At 32.6% G+C, this 16,446-nt stretch carries 15 protein-coding genes; 5 read left to right on the top strand and 10 right to left on the bottom strand.

The features are described from left to right. Positions 1-159: 159 nt before the first annotated feature. Positions 160-537 carry a hypothetical protein gene (locus GKZ86_RS05830; RefSeq protein WP_154782162.1) on the bottom strand — a complete coding sequence of 126 codons (378 nt, stop codon included), beginning with the start codon at positions 535-537 and terminating at the stop codon, positions 160-162. 177 nt (positions 538-714) lie between these two features. Between GKZ86_RS05830 and GKZ86_RS05825 the strand changes: the two genes are divergently transcribed. The 3 genes from GKZ86_RS05825 (at position 715) to GKZ86_RS05815 (ending at position 3,999) form a co-directional block, all read left to right on the top strand. Continuing rightward, a complete protein-coding gene (locus GKZ86_RS05825; RefSeq protein WP_154782161.1) occupies positions 715-1,083 on the top strand; it encodes a hypothetical protein in 369 nt (122 codons plus the stop codon). Positions 1,084-1,289: 206 nt separating this feature from the next. Continuing rightward, entirely contained in the window at positions 1,290-2,027 is a 738-nt protein-coding gene (locus GKZ86_RS05820; RefSeq protein ID WP_154782160.1) for a hypothetical protein, read from the top strand. A gap of 430 nt (positions 2,028-2,457) precedes the next feature. Next, entirely contained in the window at positions 2,458-3,999 is a 1,542-nt protein-coding gene (locus GKZ86_RS05815) for a hypothetical protein (protein WP_154782159.1), read from the top strand. Between the two features lie 78 nt (positions 4,000-4,077). On the opposite strand, the gene GKZ86_RS05810 is transcribed toward GKZ86_RS05815, so the two are convergent. Both GKZ86_RS05810 and GKZ86_RS05805 read right to left on the bottom strand, forming a co-directional pair. Further along, positions 4,078-4,626 (bottom strand): hypothetical protein, encoded by a 549-nt coding sequence (locus GKZ86_RS05810; RefSeq protein ID WP_154782158.1) that lies wholly within the window; start codon positions 4,624-4,626, stop codon positions 4,078-4,080. A gap of 119 nt (positions 4,627-4,745) precedes the next feature. Then, positions 4,746-5,234, bottom strand: coding sequence for a hypothetical protein (locus GKZ86_RS05805; RefSeq protein ID WP_194632452.1), 489 nt, complete (start codon positions 5,232-5,234; stop codon positions 4,746-4,748). Between the two features lie 240 nt (positions 5,235-5,474). On the opposite strand from GKZ86_RS05805, the gene GKZ86_RS05800 reads away from it, so the two are divergent. Beyond that, positions 5,475-6,395 carry a phytanoyl-CoA dioxygenase family protein gene (locus GKZ86_RS05800; protein WP_154782156.1) on the top strand — a complete coding sequence of 307 codons (921 nt, stop codon included), beginning with the start codon at positions 5,475-5,477 and terminating at the stop codon, positions 6,393-6,395. On the opposite strand, the gene GKZ86_RS05795 is transcribed toward GKZ86_RS05800, so the two are convergent. Next, positions 6,368-7,276 carry a LysR family transcriptional regulator gene (locus GKZ86_RS05795; RefSeq protein ID WP_154782155.1) on the bottom strand — a complete coding sequence of 303 codons (909 nt, stop codon included), beginning with the start codon at positions 7,274-7,276 and terminating at the stop codon, positions 6,368-6,370. The two genes, GKZ86_RS05800 and GKZ86_RS05795, sit on opposite strands and share 28 nt — an antisense overlap. 89 nt (positions 7,277-7,365) lie before the next feature. On the opposite strand from GKZ86_RS05795, the gene GKZ86_RS05790 reads away from it, so the two are divergent. After that, entirely contained in the window at positions 7,366-8,322 is a 957-nt protein-coding gene (locus tag GKZ86_RS05790) for an alpha/beta fold hydrolase (protein ID WP_154782154.1), read from the top strand. A gap of 105 nt (positions 8,323-8,427) precedes the next feature. On the opposite strand, the gene GKZ86_RS05785 is transcribed toward GKZ86_RS05790, so the two are convergent. The 6 genes from GKZ86_RS05785 to GKZ86_RS05760 all read right to left on the bottom strand — a co-directional run bounded on the left by GKZ86_RS05785 (position 8,428) and on the right by GKZ86_RS05760 (position 16,440). Continuing rightward, the gene (locus GKZ86_RS05785) at positions 8,428-9,372 is read right to left on the bottom strand and encodes a DUF4465 domain-containing protein (protein WP_154782153.1); all 945 of its coding nucleotides are present in this window, start codon (positions 9,370-9,372) and stop codon (positions 8,428-8,430) included. Positions 9,373-9,451: 79 nt separating this feature from the next. Next, positions 9,452-10,669, bottom strand: a complete 1,218-nt coding sequence (locus tag GKZ86_RS05780; RefSeq protein ID WP_154782152.1) for a hypothetical protein — start codon at positions 10,667-10,669, stop codon at positions 9,452-9,454. A gap of 4 nt (positions 10,670-10,673) precedes the next feature. Next, entirely contained in the window at positions 10,674-11,918 is a 1,245-nt protein-coding gene (locus GKZ86_RS05775; protein WP_154782151.1) for a hypothetical protein, read from the bottom strand. A 39-nt stretch (positions 11,919-11,957) separates the two neighbouring features. Further along, complete coding sequence (locus tag GKZ86_RS05770) at positions 11,958-13,244, bottom strand: cell surface protein (protein WP_154782150.1); 1,287 nt, start codon at positions 13,242-13,244, stop codon at positions 11,958-11,960. Between the two features lie 5 nt (positions 13,245-13,249). Then, a complete protein-coding gene (locus GKZ86_RS05765) occupies positions 13,250-14,395 on the bottom strand; it encodes a DUF5074 domain-containing protein (RefSeq protein WP_154782149.1) in 1,146 nt (381 codons plus the stop codon). After that, complete coding sequence (locus tag GKZ86_RS05760; protein ID WP_154782148.1) at positions 14,392-16,440, bottom strand: TonB-dependent receptor; 2,049 nt, start codon at positions 16,438-16,440, stop codon at positions 14,392-14,394. The genes GKZ86_RS05765 and GKZ86_RS05760 overlap by 4 nt, the downstream gene beginning before the upstream one ends. Positions 16,441-16,446 lie beyond the last annotated feature (6 nt).

The raw sequence follows: 16,446 nt of genomic DNA, 5'->3' as shown, positions 1-16,446 counted from the left end.
AATTTACTAATAAACAATGAATATACCATAAATATAAATCACTATAAATCATCGAATTAAAAACAAACTGATTTGTAATTTTATTTTATTTCGCTATTTTATTATGGAGGTCTTGATATTTAAAATAAAAAAGGTTTTAAAAATTTATGTCAATACTATTTATCTTCCACTATTTGCGGCTTTTCTTTCATTATATTCAATTACTTGTTTTTTAGTTGAAAGGCCTTTCCAACTCTGTTCAAGTATTTCGGTTAATAATTTCCGATCGTAATTATGCAGCCACATACAGATATAAGGATACGCCTTAAAGTGGTCGGGCAAATGAAAAATTTCGGGATGACTATCCAGATACTTGTCCCGTATTTCAAAATCTAACCGAATAGGAATAAATTCTCCGCTGTCATGAAGTCGGCACATTAATTTACCGCGAACTTTTACTGATGGCGTTCCTTCGTGCGAAATTCCTTCTTCGGTATTGGGGAATGATAAAGCAATATTTTTTACTATTTCAAAATCGGCATAGTTAAATTTTATCATTTGTATCAATTTTAAGTTATTGGATAACCAGCTATTAATTATGCAATTATACTTTATTTTTCTGTAATAAGTTCTGTATTCATCTAAAGTAAATTTGTAATATATCGAATTTGGGTTCTTCAAAATCAGAAGAAAATTGAAGAGTTAGAAATTATAATTTTAAAAAAAAGCAATATTATGGAAAAGCAAAACAACCACGAATATGGTCAGACAGATCCTGATTATATTGATCAAAATACGCTTATTGATGGAAGTTATATATTAAATGAAAATCAATATGAACAAAAACCAAATCAGGAAGATAAATTAGAATTTGGAGAAAGTGATCCTGATTATATAGAACAAGATACTCTTGTCGATAATGACAATTATGCGAGAGACGAAGATCCATATCAATATAAGGAAGAGTTTATTGAAGATCTTAAAAATCCGGAAAATAGTAAATATGTTGAGTCACAAAACACTTTAAGTCAGGAAGAAATTGCAAATAAGCAACATGTGATTTCAAATGATGAAAAGAAAAATAATGACAACGAAGACAAATAGTTATTGAACTTAACTGTTTCAAACACAAAAAGGCGAACTTATAGTTTGCCTTTTTGTGTTAATTCGATTCTTATTTTCTATAATTTGTCTTTATTCGTAAGCCTTTAGAAAGTTAAATAACTATATTTACTTTTTGGTTCACAATAATATGTTGTAATAATGGTTAATTTCTATAACATAAAACCAGATAATTTTAAGCAGTTAAGATGGAAGAATCTACCGTATCAGTAGCATCGGTACAATTGGATGATAATCCGATACCGAATAGTCAAATAAAAAAAGCCGATTTATTACCAGATCCTGAATCTCGATTAGATTCTATGGAAATGAAAGAAAAACCTATCGCGGATTCCACTATTCCGTTTAGAGATTTGACTACTATTGCGAGTAAAAAAGAAAGCATTCACCAACTTATTGATAAATTGGATGTTGAACAAAACATCAGATATCAAAGAACTGTAGAAGATACCTATTGCAATGTATACTCTTATGATTATTGTTATTTCTCTAAAGTGTATCTCCCGACGGTTTGGTGGACAGACGAATCTCTTGAAAAGATATTAAATGGACAAGAAGTTGAAGCCATTTTTGAAGAAACTGTAGATCGTATTTACTCAAGCGCGATACACGATTGGTTTTTACAATGGGGAGCCAGTTTTGGATGGAAAAGAATGTTTTCTGTTGATGAAATTCAGAATGAAGTAAATACTAATGGCGGAATTGGAATGATTTGTGCCAAAAGAAAAGAAAAAGGACTTTCCGGACATATTGTTCCTGTTGTTCCTGAAACAGATTTACATAAAGCGTATCGCGAAAATAACAAAGTAGTATATCCGCTACAATCTCAAGCAGGAAAACTTAATTATAATTACTTTTCAGAAGTTAGAAAAGATTGGTGGAATGACGAGTTATATTCCTCTCATGTCTTTTATTACCATGAATAAAAATACAATTCAATAATTTGCGCTAACATTCAAAAAAAAATATTGATTATCAGCTTGTTAAGCACTTGCAAATACGATAATAATAAACTACTTTTGCAACTTAGAAAAAATAAGGATGTCAAAAATTGTGATTGCGCCATTCTTCTGCCTAAATTATTGATATAAAAGAGATTAATAACAATAGTAGTTTTATTACCCCAATATAAAATTTTACTTTTTAATCTGTCATTAAGTCGATACAAGTGCAAAATTTCTAAAATATAAATTCCTATATTTTTAAAAGTAAACTAAAAACTTTTATAATGGAGGCGATAATGCTTAATCCGTTATAGGTTTTCTGTCTCTAATTTTAACTAATTAGGTTCCTATTTCGATTAAAAAAATAATGACTTTACAACTATAATAACCTTAAAAAAGAAAGCAAGTATAAATGAAAGACAATCAGACAAAAAAATATTATTGGGGAATTGGATTAGAAAACGAAACCTATATGCAATTTGAAGAATCCTTAATAGTTTCTGGTGAGTTTATACAAGAAAAAATTGGTTTTGAAAAATATAGTATTGACTACAGAAAATGCTATAAACCAGAAAGTTTAGCTCCTATTTTGAAGAAAGCTTTTAGCTTGAAAGAAAATTATAAAGTGAGCCGAATGATGAATAGTCATTCGCTGGAAAAACTGGATATTAATTACCAACACAAAACATTATCGCCTGTAAAACCATTGGTTGATACAGAAAATGGTGAGGTGATCGCACAACCACTTGAAAATCCTGAATATCTTGGAAAATCGATCATGGAACTTTTCCTTGAAGATCAGCCGTATAATATTCAAAGTATGATTACCCAAAGAAATAAAACAATGGGTTCTGTACATTTTGATGGAGATTCTATCGAGTTTGTAACTAAATATTTTGAAAACCGTACAATTGCAGATTCTTGTAAAGAATTAAAAGCTACCAAAAAATTATTCCTTGATAAAATCAACGAATCGTCTGTATTGAATGGAAAACTAAATTTTCCTGATTACAACAATGGGCTTAATATGTTTATGACGAATCAGGAAAACCTGGTTTTGTTTAATAACGGAACGTATCATTTTCATATTACTTTACCATCATTAACGGAGGACAGCAGAATTGTTGATTATACTGATTTTGAAAAAACACATGCCAACGCTATTTATTTATTGCAGTGGTTTGAGCCTTTTTTCATTGCAACACTTGGAAGTCCTGATATTATGGGCGTAATAAGTGATAAATACAGTTTAGACAAAAAATTTACTCTGGGTTCTATGCGAAATGCAATGTCGCGTTATATTGGCGTAGGAACGTACAATAAAGCGATGCCAAAAGGTAAAATTTTAACCTATAATGTTGATAATTTTAGAAAATTGCTAAAATTTGAAAAAGAGGAAAACATTTGGTGGCGCGATCAGATTGAAGCTGAAATGGAATATGAAATGCTATCTGAAGTTGGTCTTGATTTTAATCAGGAAAAAATGTACCAAAGTGGTTTTGAATTCAGAAGTTTTGATGAATTTCCGGCAGAATATTTAAATGATGTTCTTTTTTCTATAATTCTTATTTGTGAGCATTCTTTAAATTTACCTGATGTTCAATGGGGACATGATAGTAAAGCCTGGAATAACTTAGTTTTTAAAACTTTAAAAATGGGTTATGCAACTGAAATCAATGAAGAAGAAAAGAAAGAAGTTTTAGATTTATTACAATTATTAAATCCATCAGACAGTAATTATAATGCACTAAAAGCTGAATTTGAAACGATTATAATGTTAGATGAATTTTTCTTTAAAATTCTGGCTGTTTTACATGATATGTACAAAGACAATAATGTTTGTCTGGATTCTATGTGCGGGCAAAAAACAAGTTTTCCTCCAAAATGGGATAACTTTAATAAATACCAAACTGAAAGACATTTAAAGCAAATTGGTGATTTTTGTGATAATTAAAAAAGTTTCATTAACAACATAAAAAAATCCCATTTCTATTATGAAATGGGATTTTTTGTTTAACTAATTTATTTAAACTTATTCTTCTAAAATATATTCGTACTTTTTTAATTTTAATAATTCAGCACCAACCTTTTTGATCCATTTCTGCTGATTAACATTATTTCCATAAACCTGATGGTCATAAAGATCCTGATAAGAATTACATTTTTTAATGTTTAAATTATAAATTTCATTAAAATCTTTACTACTAATATTTTTCTTTACTGTTAAGCTATCAAATGATCTTCTAATTTTTCTGGCATAGAGTTCTGTAATATCAAAATGTAATTGTTCATGATCCAAAGTCTGCTTATGAGCAGTTACTGTCCATGATTTGCTTTTAATAAAGTTAGTTTGAATAATATAAGTATAAGTGTTATAATATTTAAAATTTATTACAGAATGAGTTAGAGCTTTCGTAAATGCTTCAGTGGTATCTGGCACACCTTGAAAATCATCCCAGGTCAATTTTTTATTTGACCAAGGAATTATATCATCATCTTTAAAAACTGATTTATTTTCTTTCTGATAACTTGAACAACAAATTATCAAAATTGAGATAAATATTAATGCTTTATATATCATTTTTTTAATTAATAAATTTAAGTTAATAATTTACCCATTAAGTAAATAAGGCTGGTTCTAAAAAATATCTAAGTATAATCCCTACGGGATATTTTATCTGGCGGGTTGATTTTATATTCTTATAAATTTTTATACGAATAATATATAAGATTCCATTTATTCTCTATTTTTTTAAAAGCATATTGAATGTCATATCCAGAATTTTCTTTATAGATTCTATAAATTATTGTAGAATCTTTTTTAATTGTTTCTGTTTTTATCACATCTTTACTTTTCGTATTTTCAAAATCTTCCTCTGAATAAAAAAGCCAGTTTTCCTTTTCCCAGTGATAAGGTTTATTTTTTGAATTATATTCATTTTCATCTGAATTGAATCCCTCAAGAGGAAATTTAATGTGAGCCACTCTAAATTGCTTGTCTGAAGAAAAAGATTTGAAAAAAGAATTAAAATCTTCTGAAGATTTTTGCCCGATGAATATTTCCGGCTTTTTAAACTGTTTTAAATCAGCTTTATTTTTTGTACTTACTTCTATCCCTTTATCCTGCCTTTTAACATCATTACAATTGAGTAAAACCAAGGCTAATAGTAGTAAAAATATTTTTCTCATAAATGAAAATAGATTTAGATTTTTTCTGAAATTAAATTCTAACAAATAGAAGAAAAAAAGCATTTCAATTTTATTCTTAATATTAATTAATCATTACTATTTGCTCTCAATTTACATAACCCGAAAAATATAAAATCAAGTATAATTACCCGTAAATTATTAGCAAATGATCTGTAAATTTATTGTGCCTTACGAAAGTTAATCAATCTTGATATTTTAGAAAAATAAGACTTCAAAACTATGCATTGGAATATTCTTGAAAAACTATGGAAACGTACATTAGATCCTTCCACTACTTCTACTTTAGAAGATATTCAGAATTGGGATAACGAAATGAAAATCTTATATGAATTTGGTATTGGTATGGAAGATACTTTACAATTTCTATATTCTGAAAAGCCTGATTTTGAAAATTTTAAAGTTTGGATTAATAACCGAAAGAAAAACGACAAAATAGATTTCGAAAATCTTACAGATGATGTTCTTTCAAAAGAAGATCTTGAATTTTGGAATAAAAATGGCTACATAATTGTAAAAAATGCTATTTCAAAAGAAGATTGCGAGAATACACAAAAAGCAATCTGGGATTTCCTAGAAATGGATCCCAACAAAAAAGAAACCTGGTATTTAAGACACGAAAATCAAAAGGGATTAATGCTTAATTTTTCAGACCATGAAACCTTAAATAGAAACAGATTTTCTCCTAGAATAAAAAAAGCCTATGAACAGCTTTATAATTCAACCAAAATTTACAAAACGATTGATAAAGTAAGTTTTAATCCGCCTCAAAATAAAAATTTTATTTTTTTAGGAAGCGCGCTGCATTGGGATACAAGTTTAAAACTACCCATTACATTTGGGCTTCAGGGACTTCTCTATCTTACCGATTGTGGCATAAATGATGGTGCTTTTCATTGTGTTCCGGGATTTCAAAATAAAATAAATGACTGGCTAAATAATCTTGAACCAAATGAAAACCCAAGAAAAAAAGCTCTTGAAACACTACAACCGGAACCTATAATTGGCAATGCTGGCGATTTTATAATATGGGACAATAGATTACCTCATTGTGCAAGTCCTAATAATGGTGAAAGCCCAAGAATGGTTCAATATTTAACCTATTTACCAAATGATTATTCTGCAGCCGGAGAATGGATATAATTACTGTTTTCTTGTTCATCATTTAATCGATACTGATCTAAAAAAGCTTTTAAAGCTTTAGAAGGCATTTCATCATTTCTATAAATTAGCAATGTGGTCATTGTAGATAATTCTTTGCTTATGGGAAAAGTTTTTATATTTCGATTGCTGTAATAGAGGTTTATAACTTCTGCCGGAAGTATGCTAATGCCTAAACCTGCTTCAACAAAATTAATAATACCTTCTATAGAATTAAGTACAGTACTTTTATAACGCAGAATTCCTTTTGAACCAAGCCACGTTTCTAGTCTTGCCCTGAAAAAACAACCCTGATCAAAAACAACTATTTTTAAAGGATCTTCTTTTAATATATCAGTAAGCTTGTTATTATTTGCTGCAGCAATTATGACAACTTCCTCGTCGCGAACTACAATCTGTTCTAAACCGGGAATATTCATTGGAGCGACAACAAACGCTGCATCAAGTTTATAGTCAAGTACATCTCGTATCAATTTTGGGAGCATTTCTGAATGAAATTCAAGTTCAACTGCTGGATAAAGTTCTCCAAAACTGCTAATAATTTCAGGAACTTTAAGTGCCATTGTCGTCTCGATACATCCAATTCTTATCGTTCCGTTTATATGTTCAACGCTTTGAATATCACTTTTTGCATCGTCAAGCAATCGTCCTATTTTTTTAGAATATAATAATAGAGTTTCTCCAGCTTCGGTAAGCACTACTTTTCGCGAAACTCTTCTAAAAAGCTCAGCTCCAAATTCTTCTTCAAGATTTTTAATTCTGGCCGTAACATTAGATTGTACCGTAAAAGTCGCCTCCGCAGCTTTAGTAAAGCTTCCTAGTGTTGCGGCAGCTTCAAATATTTTAAGATCATTACTATTCATATCATCATAATTAGTGATTAATTACATCACAATATATCGTTTTTGAATATCAAAGGTATAATGTAAATTTGTATTAAACAATTGATAACATGAAAAATATAATTAAATCGGTAGCAATATTACTAATCGTAATCCTACCCGGAATATTCGTAAATGCGCAAGCAAAAAAAGCTTCAACTGAAGCTGAGACAATTCATTATAACAATATAAAGGTCAACGATCTTAATATTTTTTATCGCGAGGCGGGTTCTAAAGATGCTCCTACAGTATTGTTGCTTCATGGATATCCTACTTCATCGCACATGTTTAGAAACCTGATTCCTATTCTGAGTAAAAAGTATCACGTGATTGCACCAGATTTGCCTGGTTTTGGTTTTTCTGACGCTCCGGATCATCTTAAATTCGATTATACTTTTGACAATCTGGCTCATACGATGCAGGGATTTATCGATCAGCTTGGTTTAAAACGTTTTGCTGTTTATGTATTTGATTATGGTGCGCCAACCGGTTATAGACTTGTACTTGCAAATCCGGAAAAAATTACGGGTATAATATCTCAAAATGGTAATGCATACGAGGAAGGTTTAAGCACTGGCTGGAATCCTATTCAGAAATACTGGCAAGATCCTTCGCAAGCCAACAGAGATGCGCTTAAGGCATTTGTTACTAAAGAATCAACTTGGTTTCAGTATCATGAAGGTGTTTCTGACCCTACGCTTATCGCACCGGAAACGTATACTTTAGATCAGCATTTTTTGGATCGTCCAGGAAATGCAGAAATTCAGCTTGATCTTTTAAAAGATTATAGAACAAATGTAGCATTATACCCTAAATTTCAAGATTATTTTAGAGATAAAAAACCAATGATGCTGGCAGTTTGGGGCAATCAGGATCCTTATTTTCTTCCTGCAGGAGCCGAGGCATACAAAAGAGATAACCCAAATGCTACGGTTAAATTTTATAAAACAGGGCATTTTGCGCTAGAGACACATTATAAAGAAATTGGTGCAGATATAGTTGCATTTCTTTCTAAACTACCTAAATAATTTATGATTAGAAATAATCAGGAAAAAGATAAAGTTATGTTTATTCATTTCTATTAAAACAAAAAAGAGCCAATTATTAAATTGGCTCTTTTGCTATTTGTTGATTTAGTTTGTACGTTGTACTGAAAGTTTATCCAAACAAAAATAAGCTGCTGTATTTATTCCATACATAGGATCTGAATCTGTTGAAGCCATTTGGAATATTAAATATTTTACATTTCCAAGGTTATGCAAATTTGTAGTATTAACATTTACCCAACCTGTTGGCATAACCAAAGAAGATCCGGTATAATTTGCCAAAGAATGTGTAATAGGTTCTGAAATTACTCCATCTTCATCAACTCCATAAATTAATAACTCAAAATGGTCTCCGGATGTAAATGCTCTTGCGAATCCATCTCCATAAAGACAACCATAATAAGGCCATGGATGAATATTAATTTTTAAACCTTTAACTTCATAAAGTCCTGTATTTCCAATCTTAATCCAGTTCGAAAAATTAGATTCGCTAAAAGTACTTCCTTCCGGATTTTGAGGATCTAAATAACTTGACCAATATGCTACAATATAAGGATCTCCGGTTGTTCCTGGTGTTCCCGGCGTAATTGTAGAAGAAGTTCCAAAGCCACTTCCTGCCATAGCTCCCCACTGATGAGGCACCCAACCATCAGATCCGCCAGATCCTGAACCAGATGCATAATTGGTAATATCATTTACATTAGAAACAATAAATCCGTCCCAGTAATTGTATCCAGAAGATGTTGCGGTATGCGAAAATTTAAATATATCAACCGTTAAGTTTGTATTTGATACATACGTATTCTCCCAATATTTTCCTCCTGTCGTTGTTGTACCGCTGCTTAACAAAGCGCTGGTTAAATTAAGAGTTGTAGTGGTTCCTATAGAAGGATCTGTTACAGCTATTTTTGCTGTTTTACCTGAGTTATTAAGTGTAGAAACTGTTTCATTACTTAAAACTTCATCGTCGCTGCTGCAAGACGAAAAGCCCAGCATCAAACCTAATGTCAAAAAATAAACTACTTTTTTCATGATTTATAAAATTTAAGGTTAATATTTATATATAAGCATTTTTAATTATAGTTCTTATCGCCAATTAGTTCATTAAAATTTATTGCTTCGGGAAATTTAAGTCTGATACTTCCTGAAAAACACTTGTCAGCAGATCGTTGGCTCCCAATGCTGCAAAACTTGAAACATAAACTTTTACAAAATCTACTCCCGGTAAATGAACTTTTTTTCCGTCTTTGTCTACAGCCCAGCTAATATCTATCGAAGGATCTTTAATTCCGCCGTAACCCCATTCAAAAGTTCCAACGTTAAAACTTGTTCCGGCACCGTCACTTACATCCTTTGTTGGTATAAATACTTTTGTTCCTTTTAAGGTATAAGTATCTCCTACCCATGCCGGATAATAATTATTTCGTCTGCGTGTATTGGTTTTTGTAATTGTACCAGATCCGTTTTTGTTATCTGTCCAAGGAAGATAAGCTGTGTCGTATTGCCAAGTTGCAGCTCCCGCTATTGGACTTGCACTTGCATTTGGTTTGTGATAGGTAATTTCATAATTCTTAACCGTTGTAGATTTATAATATTCACTTCCTGCGATTTCATACCATTCGTTTTCATCTGCTATTCCGTTTTTATTTGCATCATAGGCTACAGCTATACTTACAGGAGCATATTTTGTGGTAGCAGTTCCGGTTGCCATCAAAACATTAAGATCACGCTTACCATAAGCATTAACAACGGTATGGTCAAAAGCAGTGACAATATATCCTCCAAATGTTCCCAGATAAGCAGCACCTCCCTCGTTTAGACTTACTTGAGTTTCCTGTAGAGATTCTTCTTTTGTGGTGTAACTTCCAATATTATAGCTTGGTGCAGGTAAAAAATCGATAAGTTTTAATGCTTTTGCAGTATAAGTTTTTCCGGTTTCAGAAACCGTAACTTTAGTCGAAGCTTCTTTCACAATTTTATCTACTGTAACTTTAAGATCTACCACATAATTATTTGCTTTTGGCGTAATAAACAATAATGTTTTGCTATCGCCGATAACAGAATCTTTTGCAACACCATCTTTGCCTGAAACTTTAACTGACCATTGGTACAATGCCGTTTTTCCGTTAGCATTTTCAATTGTTACTTCCGGAGTTATTTCTGTAACATTATAGTTTTGTACGGCAAACTCTGAAGCTAATTTTATAGCAATTGTTGGATCTTTTACGGGTTCTTCTGTAACTATTTCCTGTTTTGAATCGTCATTGCTGCAGGCATGAAAAGAAACAAAAGCGATTAGAAATAAACTATACTTTAAATACTTTTTCATCGTCTTAATTATTTGCTTTTTTTAGATTGTACTTTTTTAATATATGAAGGTCTGCAGCTCCTGCAAATACAGTTGCCATTGAAGATTGTTGCTGGCAAAGTCCCATTGGTTCGCTCACACAGTTAACCACTTTTATGAAATCTATTCCGGGAAGATTGGCCTTGTTTCCGTTTTTATCAACTGCCCAGTCAATATCAATATTTGGATTTACGGCATTTACATATCCCCATTCCGGAGGAGTCGAATTCCACAATGTTGTTTGATTAGCACGTGCTGCTGCGAAATCGACATCAAGCTTCAGGCCTTCATAACTAATTGTAGTCTGAGTTGCCCACAAAGGATAAAATTCCTTCTTAGATTTAGGTCTTGCCAAGTAATATGTTTCTCCCTGATTATTTTCGCAAAAAACGTGTTCATAATCTAAAAAAAGAGCACTTCCTGTAACCAAAGGCTCTCCAGCAGCTTTTTTATGGTAAGTAACTTTAAAGTTCTTAATTGTATTCGCTTTAGCGTGCTGACTTCCTATAATTTCATACCACTCATCGGCATCTGGTTTTCCGTTCTTATTTTTATCATAAGCCACATAAATCAATCCTGGTGCCGGTGGATTTGCTTTTGGTACTGTTGGATTCGTAATATCTCCTCCATAAACTCTAAAATCACTTGCTCCGGAAACATTAACAACCGTATGATCAAAACCAACAACAATAGAACCTCCAAAACCTCCTAAGTCTAATAAATAACCCACATTGGTTTCATTGATTCTTCCTAATGCTATTTTCATTACATCTTCTTTAGAATTGCCATCTTTGTAAATATCATTGGCAAACATTCCCGGTGCAGGATCAAAGTCAAAAATGCGTGTGATGTACGGATTATAGTTGGTTACTTCATTCGTTACATTCACAATAGTATTTTTTGATCCTTTTTTATTATCCGCAGTTACATTCAATGTAAATTCATAAGAACCGGCGTAAATAGGCGTAAATCGTAAATCTTTCGTGTTTCCAACAACAGAATCTGTGACTTGATTGACTGGATTTTTAATCATAATCCATTCATATTTAGCAGTTGAACCAGCATCAGAAGCTGTAATATCTAAAACCGTAAAGGTTGGTGTTTCATATTTTTCCTGAAGTGTAATGCCAATTGTATTAGCATTTTCATCAGCTTTATCATTATCACTACTGCATCCTATAAAGGCGAATGCAAATGCCAGTGATAAAAATCGGGTAACATTTTTTTTCATAATTCGGGTATAATAATTTGATTTGATACTAGTTAATAATTATCGCGTTGGAATATTTTCTCCTGAAAGATGCAGGTCTGTAGCTCCCATAATTTCAGTTGAAGTTTCTCCAAGCCAACCTGCCTGCTGATTCAGTCCATTGTAAACTTTTACAAAATCAATAGCCGGAAGCTGTACTTTTTTTCCGTTACTATCAATTGCCCAATCAATATCTATGGCCGAATCGTCATCGTTGTTTGGGGCATTATCGGCATAGCCATATAAAAACGCATATTGTACAAAATAGCTTCCGTTACCGCTTTCATCTACTGCATTATCCGGTAATCTTGTTCCTTTAAAAGTGATAGTTGCCTGATCTTTCAGCCATTTTGGCCAATATTCTAATGAATGATTATAGGCATTATTTTGTGCTAGATAGCCTTCTTTTCCCTGATTGTCTTTCCAGTAGATATATTCCATATCAGTAAAAAGAACAGTTCCCGTTCCGCCACCCGGAACAGGTATTTTATTAGGATCTGGTCGGTGATACGTAATTTCGTAATTTCGAATAGTCTTTTCCATTTTGTGCCCTCCGCCTTCAATTTCGTACCATTCATCATCCGGAAGCCCGTTTTTATTTTTGTCGTAAGAAACCATTATTACGCCTGCTTCACTACTTCCTCCTCTAAATTCAGCATTCGGATTTGGATTTGCTCCTGCCCAAAAAGCATTTCCTAAAACTCTAAAATCACGTATGCCCTTTATATTTACAATACTGTGATCAAAACCAAAAACCACGTAACCTCCAAATGCACCAAGCGAAATAAGATCTCCACTTTTCTTCGCGAGATATGAATTGGCTCTTGTTAATATTCTCTCTGCCGTATCGCCATCATTTGCCGCTGGAAGATCATTGATAAATTGTCCCGGAGCTGGTTTAAATTCAAATACTTTCGAGATGTAGTTTTTCAGTTCTTTGGTTTCTGCCGTTACAACAACAGTAACTTGTTGTTCCTGTGTGGTTCCTTTATCAGTAATTTCCACTTTAAATTTATACGTTCCTTCTGCAGCTGCTGCAAACAAGGCTTCTTTTGATGTTGTATTGGCTAACGAATAATTTTCTGATGAGACCGTTTCGCTAGTCCAATTGTAAGTTGCATCTGCACTTGCAGTTGTTTTTGAACTTAAAGTAACAATCGTAAAACGTTGTGTTTTAAATTCATTATTAGCAGTTTCTCCCCCGCCCGACTCAGAAGTATCGTTATCGCCTCCTGAACAATTTGTCAATAGTATTGACAAAAAAGCAAATACTATGATTCGGTAATATTTAAAAAATCTCTGGCTCATTTTTTTTATTTTTTGGTTATAAAGGCAATATGTGCGGGAATATTTCCTGCTGTAGTTTTCCATTTTAATTTTCCTTCAGGCGTAAAACAATAGATATAACCCGTTACTACATAATTCTGAGCATCGGTGATATAAATTTCTTTTGTTTCCGGATTTACCTGAAGTCCATACGGAATCATGATTTGTTTGTCTGTTCCGTCTGTAATAATCTTATCGCTAATTACTTTTTTGGTTTTAGTGTCAAATATTCCGTAAGTTATTTTGTTGCTATTGGTTAGATAACTCCACTCTACGCTATAGAAATAGAGCAAATCATCAACGAGACACATTCCCAAAACAGGAATATCGAGTTGCATTTTTTTCTCATCTGTTTGAGAATCAATTACAAAAAGATTAGAAGATGTACTGTAATAATCTCCTCTTGAACTCACATAAATATCTCCGCGACTATCTATTTGCATGCCGTAGAGATTTATACCAACATCTATTTTTTTTGTTTCGGTAAAGGTTTCAAGATCAATTACAGAAACAGTTCTGTCATAATTAGGAACTCTGTAACCTCCAGAATTTGCTACATAAAGTTTCCCGTTATGTACGACCATTTGTTCCGGTTGATACCCTACTGTAACTTTTCGTTTTATTTCTAATGTTGTAGTATCAATCTCGGCAACAAAACCTATTTCTGCATTAGGATCAATGGCTACGGGACCGGAATAAGAACTTACATAGGCTTTATTTTTGTAGAAAGTCACATAACGGCAATTGGGAATGTCTATTTTTTTGATACGTTTTGCGGTCCATTTATCTAAAACTTCTACTTTGTTTGAAACATTTATAACTGCGTAGACCTTGTTACCGTATATCTGAATATCGTTTCCAACATCGCCCAGTTCTTTTACAACTGTCGGATTTCGTTCTGAATAAACATCTGTTGTATAGTTTCCCGTTCTGTAATTAAACACGTCTATACTCGCTCTGTTCATTCCCATGTTTCCTTCGTTAAGAAGATAAAAACCTTCTATATTGCCGTCGCTTCTTGGCGCAGCAACACTTTTATCTGTCGACGGAAAAACGGTTTCATCCTCCCGGCAGGAAGTAAAAGCCAGGACTATAAATAAACTGAGAATTAATTTTGTGATTATCTTTTTCATAGTTCAATGCTTATTATAAATTTCATTGTTCGTCCCGGCATTGGGTAATTGTATATTACCTCATAATTTTGATTGAGTACATTATTGAGTTCTATTGCACCTTTTAATCTGTAATTAGAAAATGAAAAAGATTTTTGTACTGATAAATCATGAGTATACCACGGTTGCACTTCATTAATCTTAATATTATTTACGTTACCGTTATAGCGTTTTCCAACATATATAAAGCTGTAATTAAAATTCCACGACTCATAACTGGCGTTTAATATTCCGGAGCCACTATGCCACGGTGTATACGGTATTTGATCGCCATATGACGATAATTCCAAACCTGCAAATTTTGTGTAATCCCTGCTTTCAGAAAAAGTATAAGTAAGGTTCGTGGTTAAGTTTACTTTATTGATATGAAACCCCATATTGATAACCGATTCTATTCCCTTCCCTTTTACCTGTCCAATATTTGTCATCATCCAGCGGAACAAATTTCCGGTTGGAGCAGCTACAATTTTATCTTTGGTATTGGTATAATATCCATCTGCCTGAATAGAAAATTTATCAAAAAAACCATTTTCTACAGGTAAATTATAAGTAAATCCAACATCGTACTGGTTCATATATTCAGGTTTTAAAGTACTTGAACCAACCATTGTATAATACAAATCATTAAAAGTGGGCATTCTGAAAATTCGTTTTGCAAATGCCCTTAGATTAAAATCATAGTCTTTAAATGGTGTATAACCTAAAAATAATGCGGGTGTAAATTCGGTTTTATCAGGAGCTTTTGCATTATATCGCACTTCTTCCTGAACATGAGTGCCTACAACGCTTCCTAAAACTTTAAAACCTCCAATTCTGTATGTACTTGCAAGAGAAAATAATGCGGTATAACGCTGTGGAAATGAAAATTGAGTCTGAATTCCTTTTCTTGTAGCGTTTAGTTTATTGTACTGAAAATCTGTAGATAATGAAATATCCCACGTTGGCAATATGCTATACATATTGAGGGCTGAGAAGTAATATTCCTGTTGAAAATAACTGTCATCAGATTGCGCTCCTTCGGTTACAGTTTCACCTAATATATTAGTAGTATCTCTGGCGACATAATGTGTATAATCATATGCATATTTTCCTCTGGCCTGAAATTTATATCTTTTTGTAAAATCCTTAATGAAGGTTCCCTGTGCAAAAAAATTCTTGTCGTATTGCCTGTAACCGTCAGAAAATTTATTCTCTACAATTGCTCCCGGTGCGCCCCTATCAGAATCATAATAATAAACTTTGGTATCCCACGAACCATTATTTATTTTTCCGTAAAGTCCGGATTCTATTCGTAAAGCCGCTATATCACTATTCATTCTGGTTGCGGTAGTATCGTAAGCTACAGAACCATCGAGATTATTTCTTTTATATCTGAATTTATATTGCCCGTTCGATTTTATATATTCAGAGCTTACACTCATGCTTACTTTGTCGCTCAATTTTTGTTCCCATCTCAAAGAAGGATCAAAATAATTAATAGACATTGTTTTGAACCGAACTAATAAATTTGATTTTTTATTGGCAGTAAAAACAGGACGTTTTGTTCTTAAATAGATTGTAGAAGCCGCTGCAAAGTCTTTTGCTGATTGAAATATTTCACTTTTCTGACCGTTATACATCGTCAGGGATTCCATATCATCCAGAGAATATTTCCCTAAATCTGTAACTCCGTTTTGGGCATTTCCTAACTGAATACCATCATAAAAAACACCTACGTGATGCGTTCCCATATTACGAACATCTACGGTTTTAAGACCGCCAAGTCCGCCATAATCTTTAATTTGGGTTCCCGCAAAATACCTGAGAGCATCAGCAACATTATGGCTGGCTAAATTTTCAAGTAATTTTCCTGAAAGCGTTTGTACGGGAATTACTTCCTGATACGGTTTTGATTTTAATACTACTTCTTTTAAAAGCCGTAAACTATCATTTGACACTTGTGAATGAAGCACAAACGAAGCAAAAAAGATAAAAATAAATAAGAGTAGTTTTTTTGTATTATACATCACTGT

The sequence above is a fragment of the Flavobacterium sp. LC2016-13 genome (assembly GCF_009707955.1).
Taxonomy (GTDB): domain Bacteria; phylum Bacteroidota; class Bacteroidia; order Flavobacteriales; family Flavobacteriaceae; genus Flavobacterium.
Note: the sequence above shows the minus strand (reverse complement) of the source record. Positions and strands in the feature narration are given on the sequence as shown.

Coding starts and splice junctions, on each gene's coding strand:
- GKZ86_RS05825 (WP_154782161.1), top strand. CDS start 715: ATGGAAAAGCAAAACAACCACGAATATGGTCAGACAGATCCTGATTAT.
- GKZ86_RS05830 (WP_154782162.1), bottom strand. CDS start 537: ATGATAAAATTTAACTATGCCGATTTTGAAATAGTAAAAAATATTGCT.
- GKZ86_RS05815 (WP_154782159.1), top strand. CDS start 2,458: ATGAAAGACAATCAGACAAAAAAATATTATTGGGGAATTGGATTAGAA.
- GKZ86_RS05800 (WP_154782156.1), top strand. CDS start 5,475: ATGCATTGGAATATTCTTGAAAAACTATGGAAACGTACATTAGATCCT.
- GKZ86_RS05785 (WP_154782153.1), bottom strand. CDS start 9,372: ATGAAAAAAGTAGTTTATTTTTTGACATTAGGTTTGATGCTGGGCTTT.
- GKZ86_RS05760 (WP_154782148.1), bottom strand. CDS start 16,440: ATGTATAATACAAAAAAACTACTCTTATTTATTTTTATCTTTTTTGCT.
- GKZ86_RS05805 (WP_194632452.1), bottom strand. CDS start 5,234: ATGAGAAAAATATTTTTACTACTATTAGCCTTGGTTTTACTCAATTGT.
- GKZ86_RS05790 (WP_154782154.1), top strand. CDS start 7,366: ATGAAAAATATAATTAAATCGGTAGCAATATTACTAATCGTAATCCTA.
- GKZ86_RS05795 (WP_154782155.1), bottom strand. CDS start 7,276: ATGAATAGTAATGATCTTAAAATATTTGAAGCTGCCGCAACACTAGGA.
- GKZ86_RS05780 (WP_154782152.1), bottom strand. CDS start 10,669: ATGAAAAAGTATTTAAAGTATAGTTTATTTCTAATCGCTTTTGTTTCT.
- GKZ86_RS05775 (WP_154782151.1), bottom strand. CDS start 11,918: ATGAAAAAAAATGTTACCCGATTTTTATCACTGGCATTTGCATTCGCC.
- GKZ86_RS05820 (WP_154782160.1), top strand. CDS start 1,290: ATGGAAGAATCTACCGTATCAGTAGCATCGGTACAATTGGATGATAAT.
- GKZ86_RS05810 (WP_154782158.1), bottom strand. CDS start 4,626: ATGATATATAAAGCATTAATATTTATCTCAATTTTGATAATTTGTTGT.
- GKZ86_RS05765 (WP_154782149.1), bottom strand. CDS start 14,395: ATGAAAAAGATAATCACAAAATTAATTCTCAGTTTATTTATAGTCCTG.
- GKZ86_RS05770 (WP_154782150.1), bottom strand. CDS start 13,244: ATGAGCCAGAGATTTTTTAAATATTACCGAATCATAGTATTTGCTTTT.